Below are 24,266 nucleotides of genomic sequence, written 5' to 3'. Positions count from 1 at the left end.
CTTTGGGAGCAGGTTTTCGTATAGTAAACGGCCGTTTGCAGGCCGCCGCTCGCTGAGGCATTGAGCTTATCCGGACAATATATCTTGCAGTTTACTCTAGAAGTTCGTCGTTATAATATTTAAATTATACTTTTCTATATGGAAACATCCGTCGATGAGCGGGTATCAGAATCCGCCGCCCATCTGCGCCGTCTATATGATCGGACAATCCACGCCGCCGAGCGGCGCGGAGCGGACTGCGGCCCGACCGCCAGCCTTCCGGCTCAGGGAAAGAGGGCTTCCTGCGTCATTTCGAGATGCAGCAGGGCGCCATCGTAGGGATGCGTGTCGCACACCGCTTCATTGAGCTCGACGCCGATGCCGGGCTCCTTCGAGGGGATGACGCGGCCGTCCTGCCATTCGATCTTCTTCTTCAGCAGCGTCTCGTGAAAACCGTCCCATTGCTTCAGGGATTCGAGGATGAGGAAGTTGGGCAGTGTCACTGCAAGCTGGATGTTGGCGGCGCCGACCACCGGTCCGCAATAGCAGTGCGGCGCGATCTGTATGTGATAGGCCTCCGCCATTGCTGCGATCTTCTTGGTTTCGAGAATGCCGCCGGAGCGGCCGAGGTCGGGCTGCAGGATGGTGGCGGCGCGGTTCTCGATGACACGTGCGAACTCGAATTTGGTGGTAAGCCGCTCGCCCGTGGCAATCGGGATCTTTGTGCCGCGTGCCACCTCGGCCATCACCTCCGGCATGTCCGGCGGCACGGGCTCCTCGAACCACAGCGGATCGTAGGGCTCGATGGCGCGGGCCATGCGTAGCGCGCCGGAAGCGGTGAACTGGCCGTGGGTGCCGAACAGAATGTCCGCCTTCGTACCCACTGCCTCGCGGATCGCCTTCACCATCCGGGCCGACAGGTCGATGTCGTGGAGGCGCGGCTGGTGGCCGTCATAGACCGTATAGGGTCCGGCCGGGTCGAGTTTTACCGCGTTGAAACCCTGGCGCACATATTCCAGCGCGCAGGCGGCGGCGAGGTCGGGATCGTTGTAGACGTTCACCGGCCCGGCCTCGACCGGCACGACGCTGCCGGAATTCGGATAGAGATAGGTGTAGCTGCGCAGGGTCTCGTGCACTTGGCCGCCGAGCAGCTTGTAGACGGGTTTTCCGGCTTCCTTGCCGATGATGTCCCAGCAGGCGATCTCCAGCGCCGAGACGCAACCCATGACCGAAATGTCGGGCCGCTGCGAGAAGCCGGAAGAATAGGCGCGGCGGAAAAAAGTCTCGATGTCGTGCGGGTCGCGGCCGACGAGGTAGCGCGCCGCGATGTCCTCGATCATCCTTGCCGTTACATGCGGGCCGAAGGTTGCGCTGTAGGCTTCGCCGTAACCGACGACGTTGGAGTCGGTGGTTAGCTTGACGAAGATGAAATAGCGGCCGCCGATGCCCGGCGGCGGATTGCCGACGACCCAGGTCTTTACGTCGGTGATTTTCATCGGATGCCCTCAGCGGTCATTTGTGATCCTCCAGCACCAGTTCAGCGCCTTTCCATCCTGTCATGATCGATGGCGCGTTGGTGTTGCCGGAAATGTTGTCCGGAAAAATCGAGGCGTCGACGATGCGCAGGCCCTCCAACCCATGCACCTTCAACCGCGGATCGACCACTGCCTTCGCCGCGTCCGGACCCATGCGGCATGTCGAGACGGGATGGTAGACCGTGCCGGAGCGCTTCCGAAAATCGAGGATCAAATCCTCGTCGGACGTGATCGACGGGCCGGGCAGGACCTCTTCCACAATCACTTCGGCCATGGCCGGCTGCGTGGCGATCTTGCGCACGAACTTCACCGCCGCCAGCATCTCGGCGACATCCTCTTCGGTCGAATAGGCATTGGCGACGATCTTTGGATAATCGCGCGGATTCTTCGAGCGAATCATGATCTCGCCGCGGCTGGTCGGCCGGCAATTGGAAAGGCCGATCGAAAAACCCGGCCAGTCGTCGGGGGTGAGGATAGGACGCTCGCCGGCCTTCGGCTTCACGGTCGAAAAGGCCTGGAAATAGAGCTGCATGTTGGGGCGCGCTTGCTGCGGATCGGTACGGAAGAACCCGCCGGCGGCATTCATCGACAGCGAAAGGGGGCCAGTGCGCAGCAACAGATACTGCATGCCGACCCAAAGCTTGCCCCACCAGGGCCGCAGGATCTGGTTGAGTGTCGCCTCGCGTCCCCTATAAGTGTAGTTGATGCCGACATGGTCCTCGAGATTGCGCCCGACATTTTCGTTGGCGTGCAAAATGTCGATGCTCAGGCTTTTCAGATGGTCCGCCGGGCCTATGCCCGACAATTGCAGAAGCTGCGGCGAGTTGATCGAACCGGCCGACAGGATCACCTCGCGGCCGGCGCGGACCGTCTGCCGTGCGCCGTTCTGTTCGAATTCGATGCCGATGGCGCGCTTGCCCTCGAACAAGATTCTTGTCGCCAGCGCGCCGGTCTCGACGTGGACGTTCGGCCGATTCATCGCGGGGCGCAAAAAAGCGCGCGCCGCCGACATGCGGCGGCCGTCGCGGGTCGAAATCTGGTAGACGCCCACGCCTTCCTGGGTCTCACCGTTGAAGTCGGGATTTTGCGGAAGCCCGGCCTGTTCGGCGGCCTTGAGATAGCGCGCGGTGAGCGGATGGACCAGCTTCGTGCAGTCGGTGACATGCACTGGCCCACCTCTGCCGCGCAGCCGGTCGGCGCCGGCCTCGTTGTCCTCGATCGCCTTGAAGGCGGGCAGCAGCTCGTCAAAACCCCAGCCGGGATTGCCCTGGTCCCGCCAGGAATCGTAGTCGGCCTGATGGCCACGGATCCAAACCATGGCGTTGATCGAGCTCGACCCGCCCAAAACCTTGCCGCGCGGCCAGTGGTCGGCATTGCCGGCCAGTCCGGGATCGGGTTCGGTCTTGTAGTTCCAGTTGACTGCGGGATCGTAGAAGGTCTTGCCGTAGCCGAGCGGCATCTGCACGAAGAAACGGCGATCCGTGCCGCCGGCTTCCAGCACCAGCACGGAGAATCGCCCGCTTGCCGACAGGCGCTCGGCCAGCACGCATCCCGCGGAGCCGGAGCCGACGATGATGAAGTCGTAGGTCTGCATGAAGGCGCGGGAATCCCGATGAGCGATGATCTTCGTCAGTCTATCGGGCCGCCACTTCAACGGTAGCGGGGTCTTCCGGCATGGGCTGTGAGAAATGCGACCGGGCGGCCGGGCAAAGCCGCGTTGACCGTTCCCTTCGCTGCGGTTAGGGCAGTCGGAAGATTAGGGAGGGAGCGCGATGGTCCACTACGCGAATGGGCAGGAACCCACCGGCGAACTCACCTTGCGCACGCTGGCCATGCCGTCGGACGCCAATGCGGCGATGGACATCTTCGGCGGCTGGGTGATGGCGCAGATGGACCTTGCCTGTGGTATCCGCGCCGCCGAGCGCGCCAAGGGCAGGGTGGTGACCGCGGCGGTCAAGGAGATGTCGTTTGCCAAGCCAATGAAGATCGGCGACACGCTTTGCATCTACACGCATGTCACGCGAGTCGGCCGCACCTCGATGACGCTCAAGGTCGAAGCCTGGGCGCAGCGCTATCTGAGCGACCTGATGGAAAAGGTCACAGACGCGGATTTCATCATGGTGGCGCTGGATAGCGAAGGCCGGCCGAAGGCGGTGCCGGCGGAGTAGGGCAGTAGGGATGCTGCGTCGAAGCCCGGCAGACCCTGCGGCTATAGCCGAAGTTCTTCCGCTTCGTCCCAGTCGCCCTTGCCAACATTGCCCGTGGCCTTGTCGAATCGCTCCCTCGCCCTTGCGACACGTTCGCCGTTGCGGCGCGCCCATTCGGCGAGCGCGGTGACCGGTTCCAGCAATTCGCGGCCGAGGTCGGTCAGTTCGTACTCGACGCGCGGCGGAATGGTCGGGAACTGTTCGCGCACGACAAAACCGTCGCGCTCCAGGCCACGCAGCGTCGCGGTCAGCATCTTCTGCGATATGCCGCCGACCGCGCCGCGCAATTCGCTGAAACGCATGCGGCCCGGGCCGAGCTTGGTGACGACCAGCACGGTCCACTTGTCGCCGACACGGTTGAGCACGCCGCTGACGGCGCGGCAATCCTCACTGAGGTGCTGGTGCCTAGGTTTCAAAAAAGTGCCTCCTTGCGGCAATCTTTGTCAGTATCCTATATAGCGTCGGTATCCCTAAGATACCAGATTTCAAGAGGTCACTTGCAATGTCTAAACCGAAAATCGCCCTTGTGATAGGCTCGACACGCGCCAACCGCTTCGCCGACAAGCCCGCCGAATGGTTCGCCAAGCTCGCCGCCGAGCATCACGACATCGAAATCGAGGTCGTCGATCTGCGCGACTTCCCGCTCCCCTTCTTCGACGAGGTTGGCTCGTCGCTGTATGTTCCGCCGAAGAGCGAAGTGGCCCAGCGCTGGCAGAAGAAGGTCGGTAGCTTCGACGGCTTCATCTTCACCGCCGCCGAGTACAGCCGCGGCCCGACCGGCGTGCTGAAGAACGCGCTCGACTACGCCTATACCGAGTGGAACAAGAAGCCGGTCGGCTTCGTCGGTTACGGCGGCGTCGGCGGTGCCCGCGCCATCGAGCAGCTTCGCCTGCATGCGGTCGAACTGCAGATGGCGCCGGTGCGCAATGCCGTCCACATCGTCTGGGCCGACATGGCGCAGGTTATGAACGGCAGCAAGAAGCTGGAAGAATTCGAGCACCTGAACCAGGCGGCCAAGGGCCTGCTCAACGACATTTCCTGGTGGTCGAAGGCCCTGAAGACAGCGCGCGAAGCCGACATCCAGGCCGAGGAAGCCCGGGCGGCCTGATCCGCCGATTCTTGTCGGGATTTGCGGGGCGGCCTTCGGGTCGCCCTTGCTTTATCGGCGTTGCCGGCACGGCCATACGAAAAACCCGTCGACCCTCGCGGGACGACGGGCTGTTGCCTGGGTGCCGAAGCACCACGGTACTCAATACATGACCGCAGGCCCGCGACAATGGTGGCCCATGGTGAAAATTAGCTTAATCGCCGGCCGTTTATCCGAAAGTCGAATTTACCCTGCGGAAGGTCGCGAGGGTGAAAAAGCACGCAGCGCGTCTGTCGCGGACAACAAAAAAGCGGGCCTAAGCCCGCTTCCCTCGTTTCCGAGACTTGAGACGCCGCCGGTACATTCATGGTCGGCGAACCGTCGATCGGATCAATTCAGCCGCCCTGCCGAGGAACCTTGACCTCGTATCCCGAAGAACATTCGACCCGGTGTTGGGCAGCCGATGCCCGTAGCTAGGGATGGACTGCGTTCAAATCAAGGCGGCAAATTCAGATGAGCGATCTTTCCAGTTTCTCGCGATCGGACGCAGAGCCTCTAAAGGGGCTCCAACAGGCTGGATCCGTCATGCTCGCGCGGTGGATGAAGCCGCTGATATTCCGATTCAACTGGCTGCTGGCTTGATTCATCGGCTCAGCGCAAGCCGCTGGTTTCAGAGTCTATTCCGGCTTAGCCGGCGCGGCGATGCACGCCGGGAAGCTTGGACGCGATCACCTTGTCGATGCGGCGTCCGTCGAGGTCTACGACCTCGAAGCGCCAGCCCTGCGCGTCAACGCATTCGCCGGTCGCGGGCAGGTGATGCAATTGCGACAGGATATAGCCGGCGACGGTCTCGTAGTCGCGGTTCTCCGGAATGTCTATGCCCAGATGATCGCGCATCTCGTCGGCCGGCATGTAGCCGGCGAGCAGCCAGGAACCGTCCTCGCGCTGCACCGCCGACGGCTCCTCCTCGGCCTCGAGGTCTGAGCGGAACACGCCGGTGATCGCCTCAAGGATGTCGGCGGGGGTGACGATGCCTTCGAAATGGCCGTACTCGTCGTGGACAAGAGCCACCGGCACTTCCGATTCCTTCAGCGTCGCCAGCACGTCGAGCGCGTCCGCCTGGTCGTGGACGATCGGCGCGGAGCGGATATGGCGCGTGATGTCGAGCTTGGCTCCCGCAAGCATCGACGCAAGCACGCTGCGCGTCTGGACCACTCCAACCATCGCGTCGACCGATCCCTCGGCTACCGGCAGCCGTGAATGTTCGGTTTCGGTGATCGCCTTGCGGATCGCCGCCTCGTCCCAGGCGAGGTTGATCCAGTCGACGTCGGTGCGCGGCGTCATCACGGCGCGCACGGCGCGGTCGCCGAGGCGCATCACGCCGGCGATCATGCGCCGCTCGTCGGATTCGATGGTGCCGTGATGCTCGGCCTCTGCGACCAGCATCTTGATCTCCTCGTCGGTGACCTTCTCTTCCGATTGGCCCTTCTGGCCGAGCAGCCACAGGACCGCGCGGCCGGAAATATCGAGCAGGAACACCAGCGGCGCGGCGATTGTCGCCAGCAGCGTCATCGCCGGGGCGACGCGCGCGGCGATGCCTTCAGGATTGCGCAACGCAATCTGCTTGGGGACCAGTTCGCCGACGATAAGCGACGCATAGGTGATCAGCGCGACCACGATGCCGACGCCGAGCCATGCGGCGATCCGCTCGGGAACCCCGGCACCCTCCAGGGCACCAGACAGGCGCTCGCCCAGCGTCGCGCCGGAGAAGGCGCCGGACAGAACGCCGACCAGCGTGATGCCGATCTGCACCGAGGACAGGAATTTTCCCGGATTGGCGCCGAGCTTCAGCGCTCGGTCGGCACCCTTGACGTGGCGGTCGATCATCGCCTTCAGCCGCGCCGGGCGCGAGGAGACGACGGCAAGCTCGGACATTGCCAACAGGCCGTTCACGCAGATGAGGACGACCACGATGCCGATTTCAACATAAAGCATGGACGCTGCTTAGCATCCGCCGGCCCCCCTCGAAAAGGCTCAGTCGCTGTTTGGGCCGGCTTGCGGCGAAGAAGCCGCGGTTGCATCTTCCGGTACAAGCACGCCGATCTTGATCATGCCGTCGGTGAAATACGGGTCGCCGCCGCCATTGTGGCCGTCGGTGGTCTTGCCGATGCCGACAGCCTCGTCGACCGAGGAAATCACATGCGCTTCCAGCAAGCTGTCGATCACGTTGTTGCGCTCGGCATCGATGTCCGGGGCGATGTGATGGGTAATCTGGCCGGTATCGTGGCTGAAGCCGACGCCGCGATCGAAGCTCGCGGAGCCCAGCCAGAGCGGCCGGCCGTCATTGTCGAGCACCGCGGTCTTCCAGAAGCGGACATGGTGGCGTCTATCGGCGCTTTCCCCGGCCAGCTTTTCGAAGGCCAGGTCCTGTCGCCTGCCCTCGTAGAGCAGGGTGCTTACCGGCGCGTCGTCATCAGGCCGGTCGAGCGCGACGCTGAGCCCGATGTCGATCGAACTGCGCAAGGTAATGGGATCCGCCGCACTCCATCCCGCTTTGGCGAAGGCGCGCAGCATTTCTTCCTTCGTGCCGACGAGACCGACATTGATCGGGTCGCCCGGAATGCCTTGCGGCGTTGTCGTCAGGAAATTGCTGATCCGGTCGGCGAGGTGGCGGTCATGCACCGTCCAGAATTCGGGCAAGGCGAAATAGGCAACCGCACCATAGGCTATGCCGATCACGAGCAGCACTGAAAGCGTCGCTGAAACTGTTTTCCGGCGCATTGTCCCCGTCCTCATGCCGAGGGGAGAATAGCGGCAAGATGCGGCAACCGAAAGCCGGCTCAGGACCGATCAGGGGCCAGCCTGGTCGCCTCAGAACTTGATTCCGGCCTGTCTCAGCCCCTCGACCCATCGGTCGATCTGATGCGGATCGCGGTAGGGCAGGGCGCTCTTCAGGTGTTCGACGGAAAAGCCGGGATTGACCTCCAGCACCTCGCTCCAATAGCGCCGTGCCTCGTCGTATCGCCCCGTCAGGCCATGGAGGCAGGCGAGGTAGAATCTCGTCATGTCGGAGCGCGGGGCGAGCAGCAGACGGCGCTTGAAGGCGATCTCGGCCTCGTCGTAGCGCCCCAGCGCCAGCAGCGCGCGGCCGAGGAAATTCAGCGCCATGTCGAATTGCGGGTCGAGCCGGTGGGCGCGCGTGTAGAGCGCAACCGCATCCTCGAAGCGGCCCTGGAAATCCCTTATGTTGCCGAGGCCGACATAGGCGTCGGCGAGATTTGGGCTGAGCGCGATGGCGCGTTCGGCCGCCGGCTCGGCCTCATCGAGGCGTTTCAGCCAGGACAGCGCCAGCGCCAGCGCGATATAGCCCTGCGGTTCCGTCTCGTCGGTGGCGATCGCCTTGCGCGCCAGTTCCAGCGCCCGGTCCAGGTTATCCGGTGTGGCACCGTTCCACTGGTTTGCGTAGTCGGCGAAAGCGATCATCGACAGGCGGGCGTAGGCAAGCGCCAGGCCGGGATTGATCTCCAGCGCGTGCTCCAGCATGCCGCGCGCCTCTACCGCCGTCTTGGGCGAGAGTTGCAGCACCACCTGGCGGGAGCGCACGAGAAGGTCGTAGGCCTCGGGCTCGATCTTGGCGTGGCTTTCGCGCCGCGCCTCCTCGCCATCGGTCAGCTTCACCCTCAAGGCGGTGACGATGGTGCGCGTCACCTCGTCCTGGACCTCGAAGATGTCCTCGACCTGGCGGTCAAAGCGGTCGGCCCACAGGTGGCCGCCGGTGGTGCCGTCGATCATTTGGGCGTTGATCCGGATGCGGTTGGCGGCGCGCCGCACGCTGCCTTCCAGCACGTAGCGGACGCCAAGCTCGCGGCTCACCTTGCGCACGTCCGGGCTGGTCCCTTTGTAGGCGAAGGAGGAATTGCGGGCGATGACGAACAGGCCCGAGACCTTCGACAGGTCGGTGATGATGTCCTCGGTGATGCCGTCGGCGAAGTAACCCTGTTCGGGATCGCCGGACATGTTGTCGAAGGGCAGAACGGCTATCGACGGCCGGTCGGGCAGGGATGGCGGCGGCTCCGGCGAGGGCAGAGGAGCGGCCACCACCGCTCCGTCCGGCGACCAACTCCAGATATGGACCGGCCTCGCGATGTTCTTGACCTCGTGGTGGCCGCTGTCGGCGAAGTCGATGCCGACCCGCCCGTGTACATACTGGTGGACGTTGTCAGAGATGGCGACGCCGCCGGGCGTGGCCAGGGTCTCGATCCGGGCCGCAAGGTTGACGCCGTCGCCGAACAGGTCGCTACCTTCGACCAGCACGTCGCCGAGGTTGACGCCGACGCGCAGCACGATCGCGCGGCCGTCCGGGACGCCCTCATTCGCGGACGCCATGGCGCGCTGCAAGGCGGCGGCGCATTCGACCGCGTTGACTGCGCTGCCAAACTCGATGAAGACGCCGTCGCCGGTCCGCTTGAAGATGCGGCCGAGATGCCGCTCGACGAGGGGATCCAGCACCTCCCTCCAGCGTGCCGTGAGCTGCGTGTGCGTGGCGGTCTCGTCGCGCTCCATCAGCCGACTGTAGCCGACGACATCGGCGGCCAGGATGGCGGCGAGCCGGCGTTGGATTTGTTTGTCTGCCATTCGCGCGAGCGCCTTGCGGGACTGCTTTGTAAATCGATCGGCGCTCGCCTCCAAGCCTATTCGGAACGATCGTCTGGACGCCGTTGCCGCTTGTCGCCGGTCCGGGCTAGCTGCGGCGCTGGCAGTTGCCAATCGATGGTATTGCCCATCGCTGTCCGCATAGAACCTGGATGAGCCGGGCGCGCCATATCACAGATCTGATCGAGGGGGACGGCTTTCCCTTGTTTTCGCGGAAAACGTCGGCCACGACCGACCTGTAGGAGTCAAAAAACGATAGCGATTCTCGATGCTTAGAGAACTTCATCTGCTCGAAAGAAAATTCAACGGCGCGTTTTTTCTGCCCATTTCATCCCCGTCCCCAAAACCTGCCTCATAATCCTCCGCAGTTTCTCCTGCCGGGAACGCTTCCGGAGTCGTTCGTAAGCGGGGAGGAACCGGCGCCTCCGTCATGCTGCTGACGAAGCAGCATGGCCGGGGAGGCCGCGTCCGAAGGTTCCTCCCCCGACACTACGGTCGGGGCGCACTGGACGAGTGCTTAAGACCGGGCCAGCCGAGGCGAAAATGCCGGAGCCGGAGCAAGGCGAAGCGGAACGGGACGAGGCCAAAAATCGCCGGCGGGCGTGGGAAGCTGCGCCATATTGTTAGTCTGTGAGGCAAGGCTTGTTGCGCCCGCTTCCCGACTTCTCCCTCCGCGGCGGGGAGCGTTCTTTGAAAATGGCCAGGGCCGAAAGGCAGCGTGGCAACGGGGAAGGCTGGTCAATGCCCATCTGTTGCACCGGTAACAGGACGGGCCTACCTGCAGGCGACGTAGCCGTTGCGCCGCTGCATGATGTCGAAATGAAAATGGTCGGCGTGGTCGGCGTTGTAGCCCGGGCCGAGCACGGTGGTAAAATAGTCGCAGCCGTCCTGCCGCACCGTGTTCAAAAAGCCGCGCTGACGGAAGGCGAACCAGCCGGGCTTGCGTACGTCGATATCCCGGCCATTGTTCAGTTCGATGCGCATCACGTCCAGCGCGTTGCCCTGCGAATGTTGCGAGGGCGTGCCGCGCGAGCCGCGAATGTTGCGGCAGGAATAGCTCGATCCCTGGTGGATGGTTTTCACGCCGGAGAGATAGCGCCAGCGCGCGGCGGGCACGAGTTCCTTCTTCGTCCAGCGCGAAAATGTGGCCGCCATCGAACAGCTCAGCGTCGCGGCCGGCTTCATGCGGACGCTGCCGATGGCTGAAACCTCGACCGGCCAGTCGATGCCGCAGCTTCCTTCGTGGATCGGCGAAAGGTCGCGGAATTTTACGCCGAGCCGCTTCAGGTCGCGGCGGCAATCGACCTCGTCGGCGGGCATCACGTCTTGCGGTTCGGCTGGAACCTCGAAACGCGGATACGCGGCGAGTGTCGGATCGGCAGGCGCCTGCGTCATCGGATCAGCCGGAGCCGCCGTCATCGGCTCGACGGGAGTCGGCGCTGTCGCGTCAGCCGGAGCGGGCGTCATTGGAACGGCGGCGGGCACTCCGGCGGTCTGCACGCCGACATCGACATCCGGCCGAAGCGACATCACGCTTTCGGTCGAGCAGGCGGTGGCGAGCGCCGCAAGGAGGCCCGCCGCGCAGGCGTGCGGAAGCACGCGCGAAGCATTTCGGCGCATCGATGGTTTCCCTGTCCCGTCGGAGGGAAATCCTATGCGGCAAGCGGTAAAGGAAAGGTCAGCGTTGGCGTTCACGCATGCGGCGCGATTGTGGCCGGGTGGCTGCGTTCGGCCTGACGAACTGATTCACCATGCCGCCGTATCCGCTTGTGGTGAAACGGATTTGTCGGTGTCTCGTTCTGCGCGAGCCCGCGCCTATTCGCACACCGTGCCGCTATGCTTGCGGGGCGCTAGATCAAGATGGAAATGCGTATCGTGGTCGGGGTTGCCAGGGCCGAGCACTGTCTTGAACGGCCCGCAGGCAGCTTTCCGCACGGCGCCTAGAAAACGCGCCTCCCGCTCCTCCGGCCGCAGGATCACGTCCACCGCCTTGCCGTCGGACAGGTTGAAGCGCGCGATATCCAGCGCGTTGCCGAAGGCGTGCTCGGAGAGTTTCGTCGTGCCGTTGCGCGGCCGGCAGACATAGGCGGAGGCTTGCGAGATCGATTTCAGTTCCGCCCCGAATTCGCGCTTTGCGGCGGGCGCGACCACACCGGCGACGAAGCGGGCTGCCGCCTCCGTCATGGCGCAGTTCATCAGTGCCTCAGGCTCCAGCGCGATGTCCTTGCCAAGCGTGCGGACCGATATGGGATAGGGCGTGGAGCATCCCGTCTCGTCCTTTTCGGCGGGGCGGGCTTCGAAGTCGACACCGAGGGTCCGCAGGCGCTGGCGGCACGCGACCTCCGCGGTAGGCATTAGGCGTGAAGGCGTTTCGGCCGAGCGGGGATCGGAGGGCGTCTGCGGCTTAGGGGGCTCGGGCGATTGCTGCGGCAGCGGCGCGGTGGCGGGCGTCGTCGGGTCTGAGGGAGGTTTGCCATCCGTATCTCCGCTGACTGGCGTCCCGTCCGCTTTTGCCCCGCTACCGGAGGCTTGGTCGTCCGGGCGCGGCTCCGGCACAGGAGTGTCGCCTAGGTGCCTGGGCGGGATGTTGCCTGCCGGCGGAGCAATAACTTTGGGCGCCGGAACTTTGTCCGGAAGTGTCGGCGACTGCGAAAGGGCAGGGGGGACCGAGAAGGTCGCAATGCATAGAGCGGCCACGCCGGCCAAAGACATCTGCCAATCCATCGGCGGTCAACGGCGACGCGGCGGTTTGGTTGCCGTGCCGCTCAGGCGCCGATTGCTTCCAGTCCTTCCTCCAACCAGTCGCCCAGCATCGGCATGCCCATCAGGTATTTCGAGGTGCGCCTGTTGCCGCGCTCCCTTGCCGCCGTCACCGCTTCGGCCCATTCGGCCGCCTCATAGTCGCCACGACCGATCCAGGCCAAGGCGACGAGTTCCGCCGCTTCGTCGACATTCAGATCGTCGATCAACTCGCGCAGTTCTTCCTCGGTCAGGTTCTCCGCCTCTTCTTCGGCCAGCCCGTCATGGCGGTGATTGTCCCTGACGTCGCCGTCGAACTCGACTTCGTGATCCTGGCCGCCGGCATAGTCCTCGTTGACGGCCGCGCTGATCGACTTGGCCTTCTCGATGAAAATGCGGACGGTGTCCGGACCGATGGTCAGGTCCCAGTCCTTGTCGAGTTTCCTTTGCACGGGCGGTCTCCCTGCTGGCGTACCCGCGATGATACAGAAATTGCGCGTAACGTCACGTCCGGCGAGCCAATGTGGTCAACGGCGCCCGGATTGACAGTTTTGGCCGTTTGCCCGAAATGGCGCGTCCTTCCCAGCCCGGTGCCATTCATGAGCATGATCCTGTCGCCAAAAATCCTGCCGATCCTTATGCTGCTTGCCTCCAATGTCTTCATGACCTTCGCCTGGTACGGGCATCTCAAATACAAGGCCTCGCCGCTCTATGCGGCCGTGCTGTTCTCGTGGGGCATCGCCTTCTTCGAATACTGGCTTGCGGTGCCGGCCAACCGCTGGGGCAGCGCCGCCTATTCGGCGGCCGAGCTGAAGACGATCCAGGAAGTCATCACGCTCGTTGTCTTCATGGTGTTTTCGGTGTTGTATCTCGGTCAAAGCATCACCTGGAACCATGTGATCGGTTTTGCGATGATCTGCGGCGGCGCTGCCTTCATCTTTCGCGCCTGACCGCAGGCTCCATCGAACGCCGGGAAGAACCGGCGATCCGGCAGCGTTGATGCGTGTATTGGATCAACAATCGTTCCGAGGAGAAGGCAGATGCAATACCGTTATGCCCTTATCGTCGCTTCCGCGCTCATGCTGGCCCCGCTCGCTGTCGGCCCGTCCCTGGGAGCGGGCGGTGGCGGTGGAGACAGCAGTGGGGGCGGAAGTGGCGGCGGAAACACGCCCAAATGCGCCGCCGGCAAGATCTACGACAAGAAGACGAAAAAGTGCGTCACCCAGAAGAGCGGCGCCGTCGACGACGACACCATCTATTGGACCGGACGGCAGCTTGCGCAGGGGGGCAGCTACGACGAGGCGATCAAGGTTTTGAGCCTCGCGCAGAACAAGAACGACCCGCGCATCCTCAACTATCTCGGCTATTCCCATCGCAAGGCGGGCCGCGTGCTCGTCGGCCTCGGCTATTACGAAGAAGCGTTGCGGGCTGACCCCAACTACTACGTCGTCTACGAGTATCTCGGCGAGGCACATCTGCAACTCGGCGACGTCGCCGCGGCCAAGAACCAGCTCGCCGAAATCGAGAAGCGCTGCGGCGTCTCCTGCGAGGAATACAAGGAGCTCGCCGTTCAGATCGACGCCTTCAAGGGGTGAGACGATTTCCGAAGAGTTGAAACGGGCCGGCTGTTGCGCTTGCCCGTTTCCGGTCAATCCGCGCGTGACAGGCAAATAATCGCGCCGTCGCGCTCGTCGGTGAGCAGCCAGACCGAGCCGTCGGGCGCAACATTCACGTCGCGGATGCGGCCGTATTCGCCGTCGATCAGTTTTGTCTCTTCGCCGATGACCCCGGAGGCGTTGCGGTCCAGCCGCGCCAGATAGGCGAATTTCAGCGACCCGACGAGCAGGTCACCTTTCCATTCCGGAAACATCGCGCCGTCATAGACCGCCATGCCGGATGGCGCGATCGACGGATCCCAATAGTGCAGCGGCTGTTCATAGCCCGGCGCCTCCGTGCCAACGCCGATCTTGTCGCCTGAATAATCCTGCCCGTAGGAGATCACCGGCCAGCCGTAGTTCTTTCCGGCTTCCGGCCGGTTGATCTCGTCGCCGCCCATGGCGCCGTGCTCGACGGTCAGCAGCGCGCCGGTCGCCGGGTCGAGCGTCGCGCCCTGCACATTGCGATGACCTTTCGACCAGAGTTCTGGGAGCCAGCCCTCGGGTTTGGGATTGTCGGCGGGGACGGAGCCGTCCGCATTGATGCGGATGACAGCGCCTGCATGGTCCTGCATGTCCTGCGCCCGCTCGCCTTCGCCCCGGTCGCCGGTGGTGATGAACAGCGTGCCGTCGGAGGCAAAGACCAACCGCGAGCCGAAATGCCGGGTCGTGCCGGTCTTCCTGTTCATGGAAAAGATCGTCTTCACATCCTCCAGCCGAGAGCCGTCTCCCTCGCGGACGAGTTTCGCCCCCGCAACGGCAGTCCCCGCGCCACCCGGACCCGGTTCGGAAAAGCTGAAGAAGATCAGGCTGTCATCGGCGAAGCGGGGCGAGACGGCGACGTCGAGCAGCCCGCCTTGGCCGCGCGCGGCGACTTTCGGCACGCCGCCGATGGGGTCCGAAAGCGCGCCATCGATCAGGAGCCGCATCCGACCAGGCCTTTCGGTGACGATGGCGTTGCCGTCGGGGAGGAAATCGAGGCCCCAAGGGTTCTGCAGGCCATCGGCTATCACATCGGCATCGATGCCGACGCTTTGGGCAGATGCCGGCAAGGTGCCGGCTGCGGCGAGGATGAAGGAAAAGACGGCGGTGGCGAGCTGTTTAGAGATATGCATACGACCGAGTTAGGCGTGGCCGATCGTATCGCAAGCCTGTCCGCCGGATTTCACGTGATGGCTCGTTCACGAGTGGGTGAGCGTTTCCGGCTCACAAATTGCGGCCCTGTGAGGCCAGGCATTTTTTGTCGTGAAAATCGCCCGAACATTGCTATATTGAGCCGGAATGAGCTGAGAACGGTTCGATACCAAAGCGGACCGTTTTCTTTTTTTGGCCCGCACTCTTGTCCGCCACGTCTGGCGGAGGGGCAGGCCGTAGACCGGGGACGGAAAGGCCGTATTGAAATGATCAAGGTTCCGATGACTGCGGGTGGGTTCACGTCGCTCAAGGAGGAGCTTCGCTGGCGTCAGCAGGAGGAACGGCAGCGTATCATCGAGGCGATTTCGGAGGCGCGCGCCCATGGCGACCTTTCCGAAAACGCCGAATATCACTCCGCCAAGGAGGCGCAGAGCCTCAACGAGGGCCGCATCAACGAACTGGAAGACCTCGTGGCGCGCGCCGAGGTGATCGACATCTCGAAACTGTCGGGCTCGACGATCAAGTTCGGCGCGACCGTTCAACTCGTCGACGAGGACACCGAGGAGACCAAGACCTACCAGATCGTCGGCGACCAGGAAGCGGACGTGAAGTCCGGACGTATCTCGATCTCGTCGCCCATCGCGCGCGCGCTGATCGGCAAGGCTGTCGGCGATTCGGTCGAGGTCAACGCGCCTGGCGGGCCGCGCGGCTACGAGATCGTAAAGCTCTCCTTCGTCTGACCGCTCGCGGGACCAGCCCAAATGTCCGGCTCCTCGCAACCGTCCGCGGACGGAACGGCGGCGCCTGACATGGCGCGGGTCGAGGTGATCGCGCCGAACTTCAAGAAACGCCTGTCGGGCGTGACCAGCACGATCATCCAGCTCGTCCCGCTGCAGGCGTTGCGGATCGGCATCGTCACGCTCGGACCTGGCTTGCCCGCCGGGCTGCCGAAGATGCGGGCCGCGCAGCTTTCGTCGCTGTGGCTGCGGCCGGCCTCGGGGCGCAAGCGCATCTGGCATGCGCGCCGCAATGTCGAGATGATCGGCGGCCTTGTTCTGAAGCACGTGCTGCGCATGCCGCTGCACCTCGTCTTCACCTCCGCGGCGCAGCGCGACCACCGTGCTTTCACCAAATGGCTGATCCGGCGCATGGAGGCGGTCATCGCGACGAGCGCGCGCTCCGGCGGCTTCCTGGAAGTCCAGCATACGGTCGTCATGCACGGCGTCGATCTCGATGCCTTCCATCCGGCGCAGGCGCCGGAAGACGAATTTTCCGCTTCCGGCCTGCCTGGAAAATACGCCGTCGGCTGTTTCGGTCGGGTACGGGCGCAGAAGGGCACGGACCTGTTCGTCGACGCCATGATCGCGTTGCTGCCCGACCATCCGGACTGGACGGCAGTGATCACCGGCCGGGTCACGCCCGAACACCGCTCGTTCGCCGACGCGCTGAAGCGCCGTATCTCGGCGGCGGGACTGGAAAAGCGCATTCTGTTCCTTGGTGAGGTTCCGGACATAAAAGTCTGGTATCGCAGGGTTTCCCTCTACGTGGCGCCGTCGCGCAACGAAGGTTTTGGGCTGACGCCGCTGGAGGCGATGGCGTCGGCCTGCGCCGTGGTCGCCAGCGACGCCGGCGCCTATGCCGAGATGGTCGAGGACGGCGTGACCGGCGCGATCGTGCCGGGCGGCGACGGCGCCGCGCTCATCGACGCGATCCGCCGCTATCTCGACGACCCGGAACTGGCGAAGCGCCACGGCGAAGAGGGGCTGGTCCAGGCTCGCGCCTGCTTCCGGCTGGAGCGCGAGGCGGCTGGCATCGAGAACGTCTATGATGCGGTCTGGGCGCGCGGCGGATGAAAGCCGAAGCATTCATCATCCATCTCGGCCGCGCCGAGGCGCGCAGGCCCCAGGTCGACCGGCTAACGGCCACGCTGCCGCTGCCGGTCAATGTCGTCGACGCGGTCGACGGGATGGCGCTGGGGGACGACGAGATCGAAGCGGTCTATCGCCGCCATCTTTATGGTCCGCGCTATCCGTTCGCGCTGCGCAAGGCGGAGGTCGGCTGTTTCTTGTCGCATCGCAAGGCCTGGCAGGCGATCGTCGACCGAGGGCTCGATGCCGGGCTGATCGTCGAGGACGATGTCGAGCCGGTCGACGGCTCGTTCGAGGCGGCACTGGCGCTGGCCATGAAGACGGTCCGGGCCGGCGACTACATCCGTTTTCCCTATCGCAGCCATACGGATAGCGGCGCGGAGGTCGCCAAAGCCGGCGAGGCGACGCTGGTCGAGCCGGCGCATGTCGGCCTCGGCATGCAGATGCAGCTTGTCGGCCGGCAGGCGGCGGCCGAGCTTTTGAAGATGACCGAGACATTCGACCGGCCGGTCGACACGACGATCCAGATGCGCTGGCGGGCGAAAGTCCGCATCCTGGCCGTGCGGCCGCCGGCGGTCCGGCAGATCGGGCACCTGCTCGGCGGCACCATCGTGCAGAAAAAATCGAAGCCGCTGGGCGAGGTGCTGTCGCGCGAGGTCAAGCGGGCATGGTACCGGCTGGCCTTGCGCGTCGCGGCAATCGGCAGGCGCTGACGCCAGGTGCGTCGAATGCCGAAAATTCCAGCCTTCCGATCCGTCGCCCTTGCTGAGCCGGCAGAGATTCGGTTTGCGGTCGGGCGGCACAATGTTTTAGACAGCGCAGCCGCCCGGCGGGCGGCAGGCGCCTGGAGAGCCTGATGGCGAAAAAGAAACTGTTCATCGTCGGCAACGGCGTTTTGCTGGAGGACATGTCGGAACGGGTCGATGCCTGCGACGCCGTCATGCGTTTCAACGAGCCGAAAGCCTCGATCGGGATGAGCGGAGTGAAGACCACCTGGCTTTTCGTCTGCAATACGGGCAAGCCGATGAAGCGCCGGCTGGACAATCCGGATTACCCCGGGTCGCCGATCGTGCAGGCGGCCGACCTGGTCGTCCTGGCTTCGCATCCGATCTCGATCGAGAAATACGCCCCGAAGGCCAGCCTGTGGGCGCGCATAAAGGGCAGGCGGACCGAGTGGACCTGGGCTTCGATCAACCTGTTCGGAGCCGCCGGCAAGATGGTGGCGATACTGCCGGTCACCGACTATGAGGCCGGGTGCCGGGAACTCGGGCTGGAGCCGTCGACGCTGGTCGAGCGGCGCATTTATCCGAGTACCGGATATTTCGGGATCCGCTTTGCGCTGGAGCAATGCCCGGCCGACCAATGGGATGTAGAGATAGCAGGCTTCAGCTGGCAGGGCTGGCAAAAGCACGCCTGGGCGGACGAGCGGTCGTGGCTCGAACGCAAGGTCGCGGAACGCAATATCCATGTCTGGCCGGCGGGCGACGACCAGAAGCCCAAATACAAGCGCAAACAGGCGGCGAAGGACTAGCACCTTGGAAAACAAGTTCGACATCTACATCGGCTGGGATTCCCGCGAGCCGATCGCCTATGACGTGGCGGAAAAGACGCTGCTTGAACGGGCGAGCATCCCCGTCGCGGTTCACGCCATCAAGCTCCAGGAACTGGTGGAGAAGGGCGCCTATACACGCGAAGTCGACCCGCTGGCCTCCACCGAATTCACCTATTCGCGCTTCTTCACGCCATGGCTCGCCGGCTACAAGGGCTGGGCGCTGTTCTGCGACTGCGATTTCCTGTTCCTCGACGACATCGCCAAGCTGACCGAATATCTGGATCCCTCGAAGGCGGTGCTCTGCGTGAAGCACGACTACACGCCGAAGGCGACGGTCAAGATGGACGGCAAGGTGCAGACCAATTATCCGCGCAAGAACTGGTCGTCCTTCATGCTCTTCAACTGCGGGCATCCTTCCGTGAAGACGCTGACGCCGGAGGTGATCAACAGCCAGACGGGCGCCTATCTGCATCGCATGCAATGGGCCGCCGACGACGAAATCGGGGCCCTGCCGGAACGATGGAACTGGCTGGAGGGCTGGAGCGAGAAGCCTGCCACCGGCACGCCGGCCGCCGTTCATTTCACCAATGGCGGTCCGTGGTTCAAGGACTGGCAGAACGTCGACTATGGCGATCTCTGGCGCGCCGAAGCGTCCAAGGTCGATCCCGACTGGAAACCGATCTGAGGCCGGACGCAACGCCATCGATCGGCCAGTGGCCGCGCCGCCGACGATTAGTCTCCGTCCCGCAAAGGCCGTCGAATGAAGCTGTTTGTCATCAATCTCGATCGGCAACCCGAGCGCCTGAGGCGCATGGAATTGCTGTTCGACGGGCTCGGACTGCGGTTCAACCGCGTCAGCGCGGTGGACGGACAGCGGCTTTCGCAAGAGGAGATACGGCGCTGGCAAAGCGTGGACGCCGGTTCGCGCCCGCTGCGGCCGGGCGAGACGGCGTGTTTCCTCAGCCATCGCGAATGCTGGCGGCGCATTGTCGACGAAGACCTTCCTTGCGCCGCGATATTCGAGGATGATCTCCATGTCGGGGCCGATGCCGCGACCTTTCTGCGCGACGGCGCCTGGGTTCCCTCTGAGGCCGATGTCGTCAAGATCGAGACCAAACTCCAATACGCGCGCGTCGACAAGGCAGCCGCAGGGTCAGTCAATGGCCGGGCGCTGCATCGCCTGAGAAGCAAGCACGCCGGCGCCGGAGGCTATATCGTCACGCGCAAGGGCGCGGAAAAGTTGCTTGCCATGAGCAAAACCTTTCCAAGCCCGGCCGACCAGTTCGTCTTCAACCTGGACCTGCCCTCGGCCGCGTCGCTTGCCATCTACCAGTTGCTGCCGGCGGTTTGCGTCCAGGATTTCGTCGTCAAGGAGCCGTCGATGATCATCGGCCTCGGCAGCGATCTGCACGATGAGCGGACCGGGGAAAAGCTCAAGGGAACCGGCAAGCTATGGCGCGAGATCAAGCGCCCGTTCGTTCAATTCGGCGGTCACGTCGCCCGGTTCTTGTCCAACATGGCGTCGGACAAGAAGTGGGTGTTTGTCCGCTTTACCTGAAATCGATCTTCCGCCTTTCCAGGCGGCCCGCGACGATGGACAGCTTCTCGATCAGCCGGGATAGCTTGCGCGTCGCGTATTTGCGGAACGTGTATTGGGCTTTCCGCGGCTTCTTGTTCGGGTCGTTGCTGCTTTTCATATAGGCGGCATTTTCGTCCAGCCCGAGATGCGAGCCCTGGATGCATGGCGCCGGGTCGAGCTGGTAAAGCGTCAGCCGGGGAAAGTGCAGGGACTGGGCATTGAAGAGGAACTCGTCGACCGGGTCGGCGAAATCCTCGGACAGCGCCAGCAGCCGTTCCGCCGCATGGCGCGAGATGATGTAGCCGCTTGAGCCCAGATGCCGGCCATGGAGCCGTACGATCCTGCGGCCCGCGAAGACGCGAGCCGGCTTCGCGCCGATCGTGGTCCGGCCGAAGGTTTCGAGCTTCACGATGTCGCAGTCCTGCGGAATCCATTCCGCCGTCGCCAGGAATTCAGGCAAGGCCGCCGAGCAGACGGCATCGTCCTCGAAGACTGCACCATGGCTGTCACCCGAATCGACGATCAGTTTCCAGATTTTCCGGTGGCTTTCGAAACAGCCGATGGCGCCGGCGGAGATGACGAATCCGAGAAGTCCTGGGCGTTCGCGCGCGGCCCGCGCGGCAATCCCAGGCTCAAGCTTGTCGGCTGCCGAAATCCGGGTCCAGTCGATCCCGAACTGCTTTCCCTGCCGCTCCATATGCGCCATGCGCTCGCGATCGCGGTCGAGATTGATGACGTAGGCCTTCATGACGAAATCGCCACCATTCCCTCATCCTTGACCTGGCGGATGGTCAGCGCGGTGCGCACCGTGTCGACATTGGGTGAGGAGGTCAGCTCTTCTATGACGAAGGTCTGGAAGGTCGCGAGGTCGCTGGCGACGCAGTGCAGCATGAAATCGGATTCGCCGGAAACCATCCAGGCGTCGCGCACGATCGGCCACCCCCGGGTCTTTTCGGCGAAAGCTTTGAGATCGCTGTCCGACTGGTGTTTCAGCCCGACGAGGCAGAAGGCGACGACATCCATGCCGAGCGACGGGCCGTTGAGCAGCGCGCGGTAGCCGCGGATGATGCCGGCCTCCTCCAGCCTTCGCACACGCCGCAGGCAGGGCGGCGCCGAAATGCCCACACGCCGCGACAGCTCGACATTGGTCATGCGGCCGTCATCCTGCAATTCCCGCAGGATCTTCCAGTCGATCGCGTCGAGTTCCGCCCTGATTGGCATGCCATGTCCCGTTTTAGGCCGTGATCCGCGTGCATAAACCAAAGAATGCGGCCGCGTCAGGCCCTGACCCTCGCATTTAGCCGCGAATCGTCATTTGTTGGAGAGCGTAAGCTTTCCGGGGACGGCCGTCGCCGCCGCCTTGCTGCACCGGCCGCCAACACCTAGATTAGCAGCGTCTTTTCACCGCGCTTCATACGAATGCCATAAGCGGTATAGGGATTCTCGAAAGAAGGCTGTTCATGACCGCGAAACACGCGCCCGTCCTCATCATCGGCTCAGGCCCCGCCGGCTATACGGCGGCGATCTACGCGGCGCGCGCCATGCTGAAGCCCGTGCTGATCGCCGGCCTGCAGCAGGGCGGCCAGCTCACCATCACCACCGACGTCGAAAACTATCCGGGCTTCGCCGAGCCGATCCAGGGTCCCTGGCTGATGGGCGAGATGCTGAAGCAGGCCGAGCATGTCGGCACCGAGATCGTCAATGACATCGTCACCGAGGTCGATCTCGATGTCCGCCCCTTCCGTGTCAAGACCGACGCCGGCCTCACCTTCACCTGCGACGCGCTGATCATCGCCACCGGCGCGCAGGCCAAATGGCTGGGTATCCCGACCGAGGATACCTACAAGGGTTTCGGCGTTTCCGCTTGCGCGACCTGCGACGGCTTTTTCTATCGCGGCAAGGATGTGGCGGTGATCGGCGGCGGTAATTCGGCGGTCGAGGAAGCGCTCTATCTGTCGCATCTCGCGAAATCCGTGACCGTGATCCATCGCCGCAACGATTTTCGCGCCGAGCGCATCCTGCGCGAGCGGCTGGCGAAGAAGGAAAACGTGCGCGTCATCTGGGATACGGTTGTCGATGAGATCACCGGCCGGCCGGGCAAGGCGCCGCTGCCACCGACGGCGGATGGGCTGAAGCTGCGCAATGTCGTCACCGGCCAGGTGTCGCATCTGCCGGTCGACGGCATTTTCGTCGCCATCGGCCATGCGCCGGCGACCGAGCTGTTCGTCGGCAAGCTGAAGCAAAAGCCCAACGGCTATCTGTGGACGGCGCCGGGCACCACCAACACGGACGTCCCGGGCGTGTTCGCGGCGGGCGACGTCGCCGACGATGTCTACCGCCAGGCGGTGACCGCGGCCGGCTTGGGCTGCATGGCGGCGCTGGACGCGGAAAAATACATCGCGAGTATCGAGGAACTCCGCGAGGCCGCGGAGTAGACCGCAGTCTGCCGAAGCCGGGAGGCTGCGGCAAGATGCATGACGAGTTCGAAAAACCGTTCTGGGCACGGTGCCGTATAGTAGCGGGAGCGCCGAAAGCCCATTGCAGGGCCGCAAGTGCGTGAATATTGATTGATTTTAGACCGGCAGTCCAATGTCGGCGGAGCAGGGGAATACAATGTCATTGGACTGGGACAAGCTGCGCGTGTTCCATGCCGCGGCGGAGGCCGGGTCGTTCACCCATGCGGCCGAGACGCTGCGGCTGTCGCAATCGGCCATCTCGCGGCAGGTCAGCGCGCTTGAGCACGATGTCGGCGTGCCGCTGTTTCATCGCCACGCGCGCGGGTTGGTGCTGACCGAGCAGGGCGAACTGCTCTACCGCACCGCCCACGATGTGCTGATGAAGCTGGAAAGTGTGCGGACGCGCCTGACCGAGGCCAAGGACCGGCCGTCCGGAATCTTGCGCGTGACGACTACCGTGGGTCTCGGGGCCGGCTGGCTGACAGAGCGCATCCCGGAATTCCTCGACCTTTATCCAGACATCCAGTTGCAGCTCATCCTCGCCAACGAGGAACTCGACCTCACCATGCGGCAGGCCGACTGCGCGATCCGCCTGCGCCAGCCGCAGCAGCCCGACCTGATCCAGCGGCGGCTGTTCACCGTGCATTTCCACCTGTTCGCCGCGCCGGCCTACGTCAACAAGCACGGCAAGCCGGGTTCCATCGCAGATCTCAAGAACCATCGCATCGTCACTTTCGGCCTGCCGGTGCCGACCCATCTCAGCGAACTCAACTGGCTGGAGACGGTCGGCGACTTCGAGGGTGGCCAGCGCGTCGCCACGCTGCAGATCAACGACATCATCTCGATCAAGCGCGCCGTACAGCGCGGCGCCGGCATCGCCATGCTGCCCGACTATCTCGTCGACAAGGATTCCGGCTTCGTGCAGCTCCTGCCGGAAACCGAGGTGCCGTCCTTCGACACCTATTTCTGCTATCCCGACGCGATGAAGAACCAGGCGAAGCTGCATGCGTTCCGCGACTTCGTCATCTCCAAGGCCCGCAACTGGTCGTTCTGAGGGACGGCTCCAAAGGCCGCCGGCCAGAGGGCTTACGGTTGCCGCCATGGCGTAAGGCGCGGTAGCCAGCCGGGAACGGCGCGGCGATAGGTTTCGTATTCGGCGCCGTAGCGGCTGGCGAGCACGGGTTCCTCGTAGAAGCGAACGAAGGACACCACCGCGGCTGCGACCGCTACCGCGTAGACGGCCACAAGGACCGCGCTGAACAGCAGTGCCTGTCCGAGAATGATCGACAGGACAGCCAGATACATCGGGTTGCGGACATGGCGGTAGACGCCGCCAACCACCAGCCGCGCGGTCGGCGCAATGGGCGCGGGCGTGCCAAGCCCTTCTACTGCGAAGCGCACGAAGGCATGGATCAGCACGCCGAGCCCCACGGCGATGAGGATGCCCGCCACGACGGCGACGGCGGGATGAGGCGGGACCGTCATGCGGTAGCGATCCGTCAGCAGATACGGCGCCAGCCCGGCAACGACGCAAGGTACGAAGATGAAGAACAGGACACTGCCGAGTGCCGCCGAGCTTTTGCGCAATGCCGAAGCCTCCCGAAATCCATCCTTTCGGCAACGCCGCCCAGGCGTGCCGCAACGTCATTCTGTCCTATTCGACACTGTTGGAAAATTGGACCACAGAGGTATCGTTTTTGCATGGGTGCCTTGCAAACGTCATGCTTGTTTCTTGGGCAAGGCAGGCTCATATATTCATCATCTCCGGGGCGCGTTCCTCCTCCCATTAGCGCCCTTGAGTGTTCCCCTCTGGAGGTTCAGC

At 63.8% G+C, this 24,266-nt stretch carries 25 protein-coding genes; 12 read left to right on the top strand and 13 right to left on the bottom strand.

Features of this window, described 5'->3' with window-relative positions; translation table 11 throughout:
• Positions 1–263: 263 nt before the first annotated feature.
• Complete coding sequence (locus tag ACH196_RS15585) at positions 264–1,475, bottom strand: mandelate racemase/muconate lactonizing enzyme family protein (protein WP_396647825.1); 1,212 nt, start codon at positions 1,473–1,475, stop codon at positions 264–266.
• Positions 1,476–1,491: 16 nt separating this feature from the next.
• Positions 1,492–3,108, bottom strand: coding sequence for a GMC family oxidoreductase (locus ACH196_RS15580; RefSeq protein ID WP_396647824.1), 1,617 nt, complete (start codon positions 3,106–3,108; stop codon positions 1,492–1,494).
• A gap of 178 nt (positions 3,109–3,286) precedes the next feature.
• On the opposite strand from ACH196_RS15580, the gene ACH196_RS15575 reads away from it, so the two are divergent.
• On the top strand, positions 3,287–3,682 hold the full coding sequence (locus ACH196_RS15575) for an acyl-CoA thioesterase (RefSeq protein ID WP_396647823.1): 396 nt from the start codon (positions 3,287–3,289) through the stop codon (positions 3,680–3,682).
• A 41-nt stretch (positions 3,683–3,723) separates the two neighbouring features.
• Here ACH196_RS15575 and ACH196_RS15570 read toward each other — a convergent pair whose 3' ends face one another.
• On the bottom strand, positions 3,724–4,137 hold the full coding sequence (locus tag ACH196_RS15570) for a winged helix-turn-helix transcriptional regulator (protein ID WP_396647822.1): 414 nt from the start codon (positions 4,135–4,137) through the stop codon (positions 3,724–3,726).
• Between the two features lie 86 nt (positions 4,138–4,223).
• On the opposite strand from ACH196_RS15570, the gene ACH196_RS15565 reads away from it, so the two are divergent.
• Positions 4,224–4,829 (top strand): NADPH-dependent FMN reductase, encoded by a 606-nt coding sequence (locus ACH196_RS15565; RefSeq protein ID WP_396647821.1) that lies wholly within the window; start codon positions 4,224–4,226, stop codon positions 4,827–4,829.
• A gap of 666 nt (positions 4,830–5,495) precedes the next feature.
• Here ACH196_RS15565 and ACH196_RS15560 read toward each other — a convergent pair.
• The 6 genes from ACH196_RS15560 to ACH196_RS15535 form a co-directional block, all read right to left on the bottom strand.
• Positions 5,496–6,803: a hemolysin family protein gene (locus ACH196_RS15560; protein WP_396647820.1), complete on the bottom strand. Its 1,308-nt coding sequence runs from the start codon at positions 6,801–6,803 to the stop codon at positions 5,496–5,498.
• A gap of 39 nt (positions 6,804–6,842) precedes the next feature.
• Entirely contained in the window at positions 6,843–7,589 is a 747-nt protein-coding gene (locus ACH196_RS15555; protein WP_396647819.1) for an LssY C-terminal domain-containing protein, read from the bottom strand.
• Positions 7,590–7,679: 90 nt separating this feature from the next.
• Positions 7,680–9,443: an adenylate/guanylate cyclase domain-containing protein gene (locus ACH196_RS15550; protein WP_396647818.1), complete on the bottom strand. Its 1,764-nt coding sequence runs from the start codon at positions 9,441–9,443 to the stop codon at positions 7,680–7,682.
• A gap of 792 nt (positions 9,444–10,235) precedes the next feature.
• Positions 10,236–11,081, bottom strand: a complete 846-nt coding sequence (locus ACH196_RS15545; protein WP_396647817.1) for an extensin family protein — start codon at positions 11,079–11,081, stop codon at positions 10,236–10,238.
• 195 nt (positions 11,082–11,276) lie between these two features.
• Positions 11,277–11,816, bottom strand: a complete 540-nt coding sequence (locus ACH196_RS15540) for an extensin family protein (RefSeq protein ID WP_396647816.1) — start codon at positions 11,814–11,816, stop codon at positions 11,277–11,279.
• A gap of 410 nt (positions 11,817–12,226) precedes the next feature.
• Positions 12,227–12,652: a DUF3775 domain-containing protein gene (locus ACH196_RS15535; RefSeq protein ID WP_396647815.1), complete on the bottom strand. Its 426-nt coding sequence runs from the start codon at positions 12,650–12,652 to the stop codon at positions 12,227–12,229.
• 147 nt (positions 12,653–12,799) lie between these two features.
• On the opposite strand from ACH196_RS15535, the gene ACH196_RS15530 reads away from it, so the two are divergent.
• Both ACH196_RS15530 and ACH196_RS15525 read left to right on the top strand, forming a co-directional pair.
• The gene (locus tag ACH196_RS15530) at positions 12,800–13,150 is read left to right on the top strand and encodes a DMT family protein (protein WP_396647814.1); all 351 of its coding nucleotides are present in this window, start codon (positions 12,800–12,802) and stop codon (positions 13,148–13,150) included.
• Positions 13,151–13,240: 90 nt separating this feature from the next.
• Positions 13,241–13,795, top strand: coding sequence for a tetratricopeptide repeat protein (locus ACH196_RS15525; RefSeq protein ID WP_396647813.1), 555 nt, complete (start codon positions 13,241–13,243; stop codon positions 13,793–13,795).
• A 53-nt stretch (positions 13,796–13,848) separates the two neighbouring features.
• Here ACH196_RS15525 and ACH196_RS15520 read toward each other — a convergent pair whose 3' ends face one another.
• The gene (locus ACH196_RS15520; RefSeq protein ID WP_396647812.1) at positions 13,849–14,970 is read right to left on the bottom strand and encodes a PQQ-dependent sugar dehydrogenase; all 1,122 of its coding nucleotides are present in this window, start codon (positions 14,968–14,970) and stop codon (positions 13,849–13,851) included.
• A 285-nt stretch (positions 14,971–15,255) separates the two neighbouring features.
• Here ACH196_RS15520 and greA point away from each other — a divergent pair, with 285 nt between their 5' ends.
• The 6 genes from greA to ACH196_RS15490 all read left to right on the top strand — a co-directional run bounded on the left by greA (position 15,256) and on the right by ACH196_RS15490 (position 19,967).
• A complete protein-coding gene (gene greA / locus ACH196_RS15515) occupies positions 15,256–15,729 on the top strand; it encodes a transcription elongation factor GreA (protein ID WP_396647811.1) in 474 nt (157 codons plus the stop codon).
• A 69-nt stretch (positions 15,730–15,798) separates the two neighbouring features.
• Positions 15,799–16,842, top strand: coding sequence for a glycosyltransferase family 4 protein (locus ACH196_RS15510; protein WP_396647863.1), 1,044 nt, complete (start codon positions 15,799–15,801; stop codon positions 16,840–16,842).
• Positions 16,839–17,570, top strand: coding sequence for a glycosyltransferase family 25 protein (locus tag ACH196_RS15505; RefSeq protein WP_396647810.1), 732 nt, complete (start codon positions 16,839–16,841; stop codon positions 17,568–17,570). The genes ACH196_RS15510 and ACH196_RS15505 overlap by 4 nt, the downstream gene beginning before the upstream one ends.
• 143 nt (positions 17,571–17,713) lie before the next feature.
• Entirely contained in the window at positions 17,714–18,388 is a 675-nt protein-coding gene (locus ACH196_RS15500) for a hypothetical protein (protein WP_396647809.1), read from the top strand.
• Positions 18,389–18,392: 4 nt separating this feature from the next.
• Positions 18,393–19,094 (top strand): glycosyltransferase, encoded by a 702-nt coding sequence (locus ACH196_RS15495; protein ID WP_396647808.1) that lies wholly within the window; start codon positions 18,393–18,395, stop codon positions 19,092–19,094.
• Positions 19,095–19,169: 75 nt separating this feature from the next.
• Positions 19,170–19,967 (top strand): glycosyltransferase family 25 protein, encoded by a 798-nt coding sequence (locus ACH196_RS15490; RefSeq protein ID WP_396647807.1) that lies wholly within the window; start codon positions 19,170–19,172, stop codon positions 19,965–19,967.
• On the opposite strand, the gene ACH196_RS15485 is transcribed toward ACH196_RS15490, so the two are convergent.
• Both ACH196_RS15485 and ACH196_RS15480 read right to left on the bottom strand, forming a co-directional pair.
• Positions 19,960–20,736: a glycosyltransferase family 25 protein gene (locus ACH196_RS15485; RefSeq protein WP_396647806.1), complete on the bottom strand. Its 777-nt coding sequence runs from the start codon at positions 20,734–20,736 to the stop codon at positions 19,960–19,962. The genes ACH196_RS15490 and ACH196_RS15485 overlap by 8 nt on opposite strands.
• Positions 20,733–21,209, bottom strand: coding sequence for an Lrp/AsnC family transcriptional regulator (locus ACH196_RS15480; protein ID WP_396647805.1), 477 nt, complete (start codon positions 21,207–21,209; stop codon positions 20,733–20,735). Before ACH196_RS15480 ends, ACH196_RS15485 begins: the two co-directional genes overlap by 4 nt.
• Before the next feature lie 239 nt (positions 21,210–21,448).
• Here ACH196_RS15480 and trxB point away from each other — a divergent pair, with 239 nt between their 5' ends.
• The gene (gene trxB, locus ACH196_RS15475) at positions 21,449–22,423 is read left to right on the top strand and encodes a thioredoxin-disulfide reductase (RefSeq protein ID WP_396647804.1); all 975 of its coding nucleotides are present in this window, start codon (positions 21,449–21,451) and stop codon (positions 22,421–22,423) included.
• A gap of 178 nt (positions 22,424–22,601) precedes the next feature.
• Positions 22,602–23,498, top strand: a complete 897-nt coding sequence (locus ACH196_RS15470) for a LysR family transcriptional regulator (RefSeq protein WP_396647803.1) — start codon at positions 22,602–22,604, stop codon at positions 23,496–23,498.
• Positions 23,499–23,530: 32 nt separating this feature from the next.
• On the opposite strand, the gene ACH196_RS15465 is transcribed toward ACH196_RS15470, so the two are convergent.
• Complete coding sequence (locus ACH196_RS15465; RefSeq protein ID WP_396647802.1) at positions 23,531–24,031, bottom strand: methyltransferase family protein; 501 nt, start codon at positions 24,029–24,031, stop codon at positions 23,531–23,533.
• Between the last annotated feature and the right edge of the window lie 235 nt (positions 24,032–24,266).

The sequence above is a fragment of the Mesorhizobium sp. IMUNJ 23232 genome (genome assembly GCF_044326205.1).
Lineage (GTDB): Bacteria > Pseudomonadota > Alphaproteobacteria > Rhizobiales > Rhizobiaceae > Kumtagia.
This window is presented reverse-complemented; position numbering and strand designations above follow the sequence as displayed.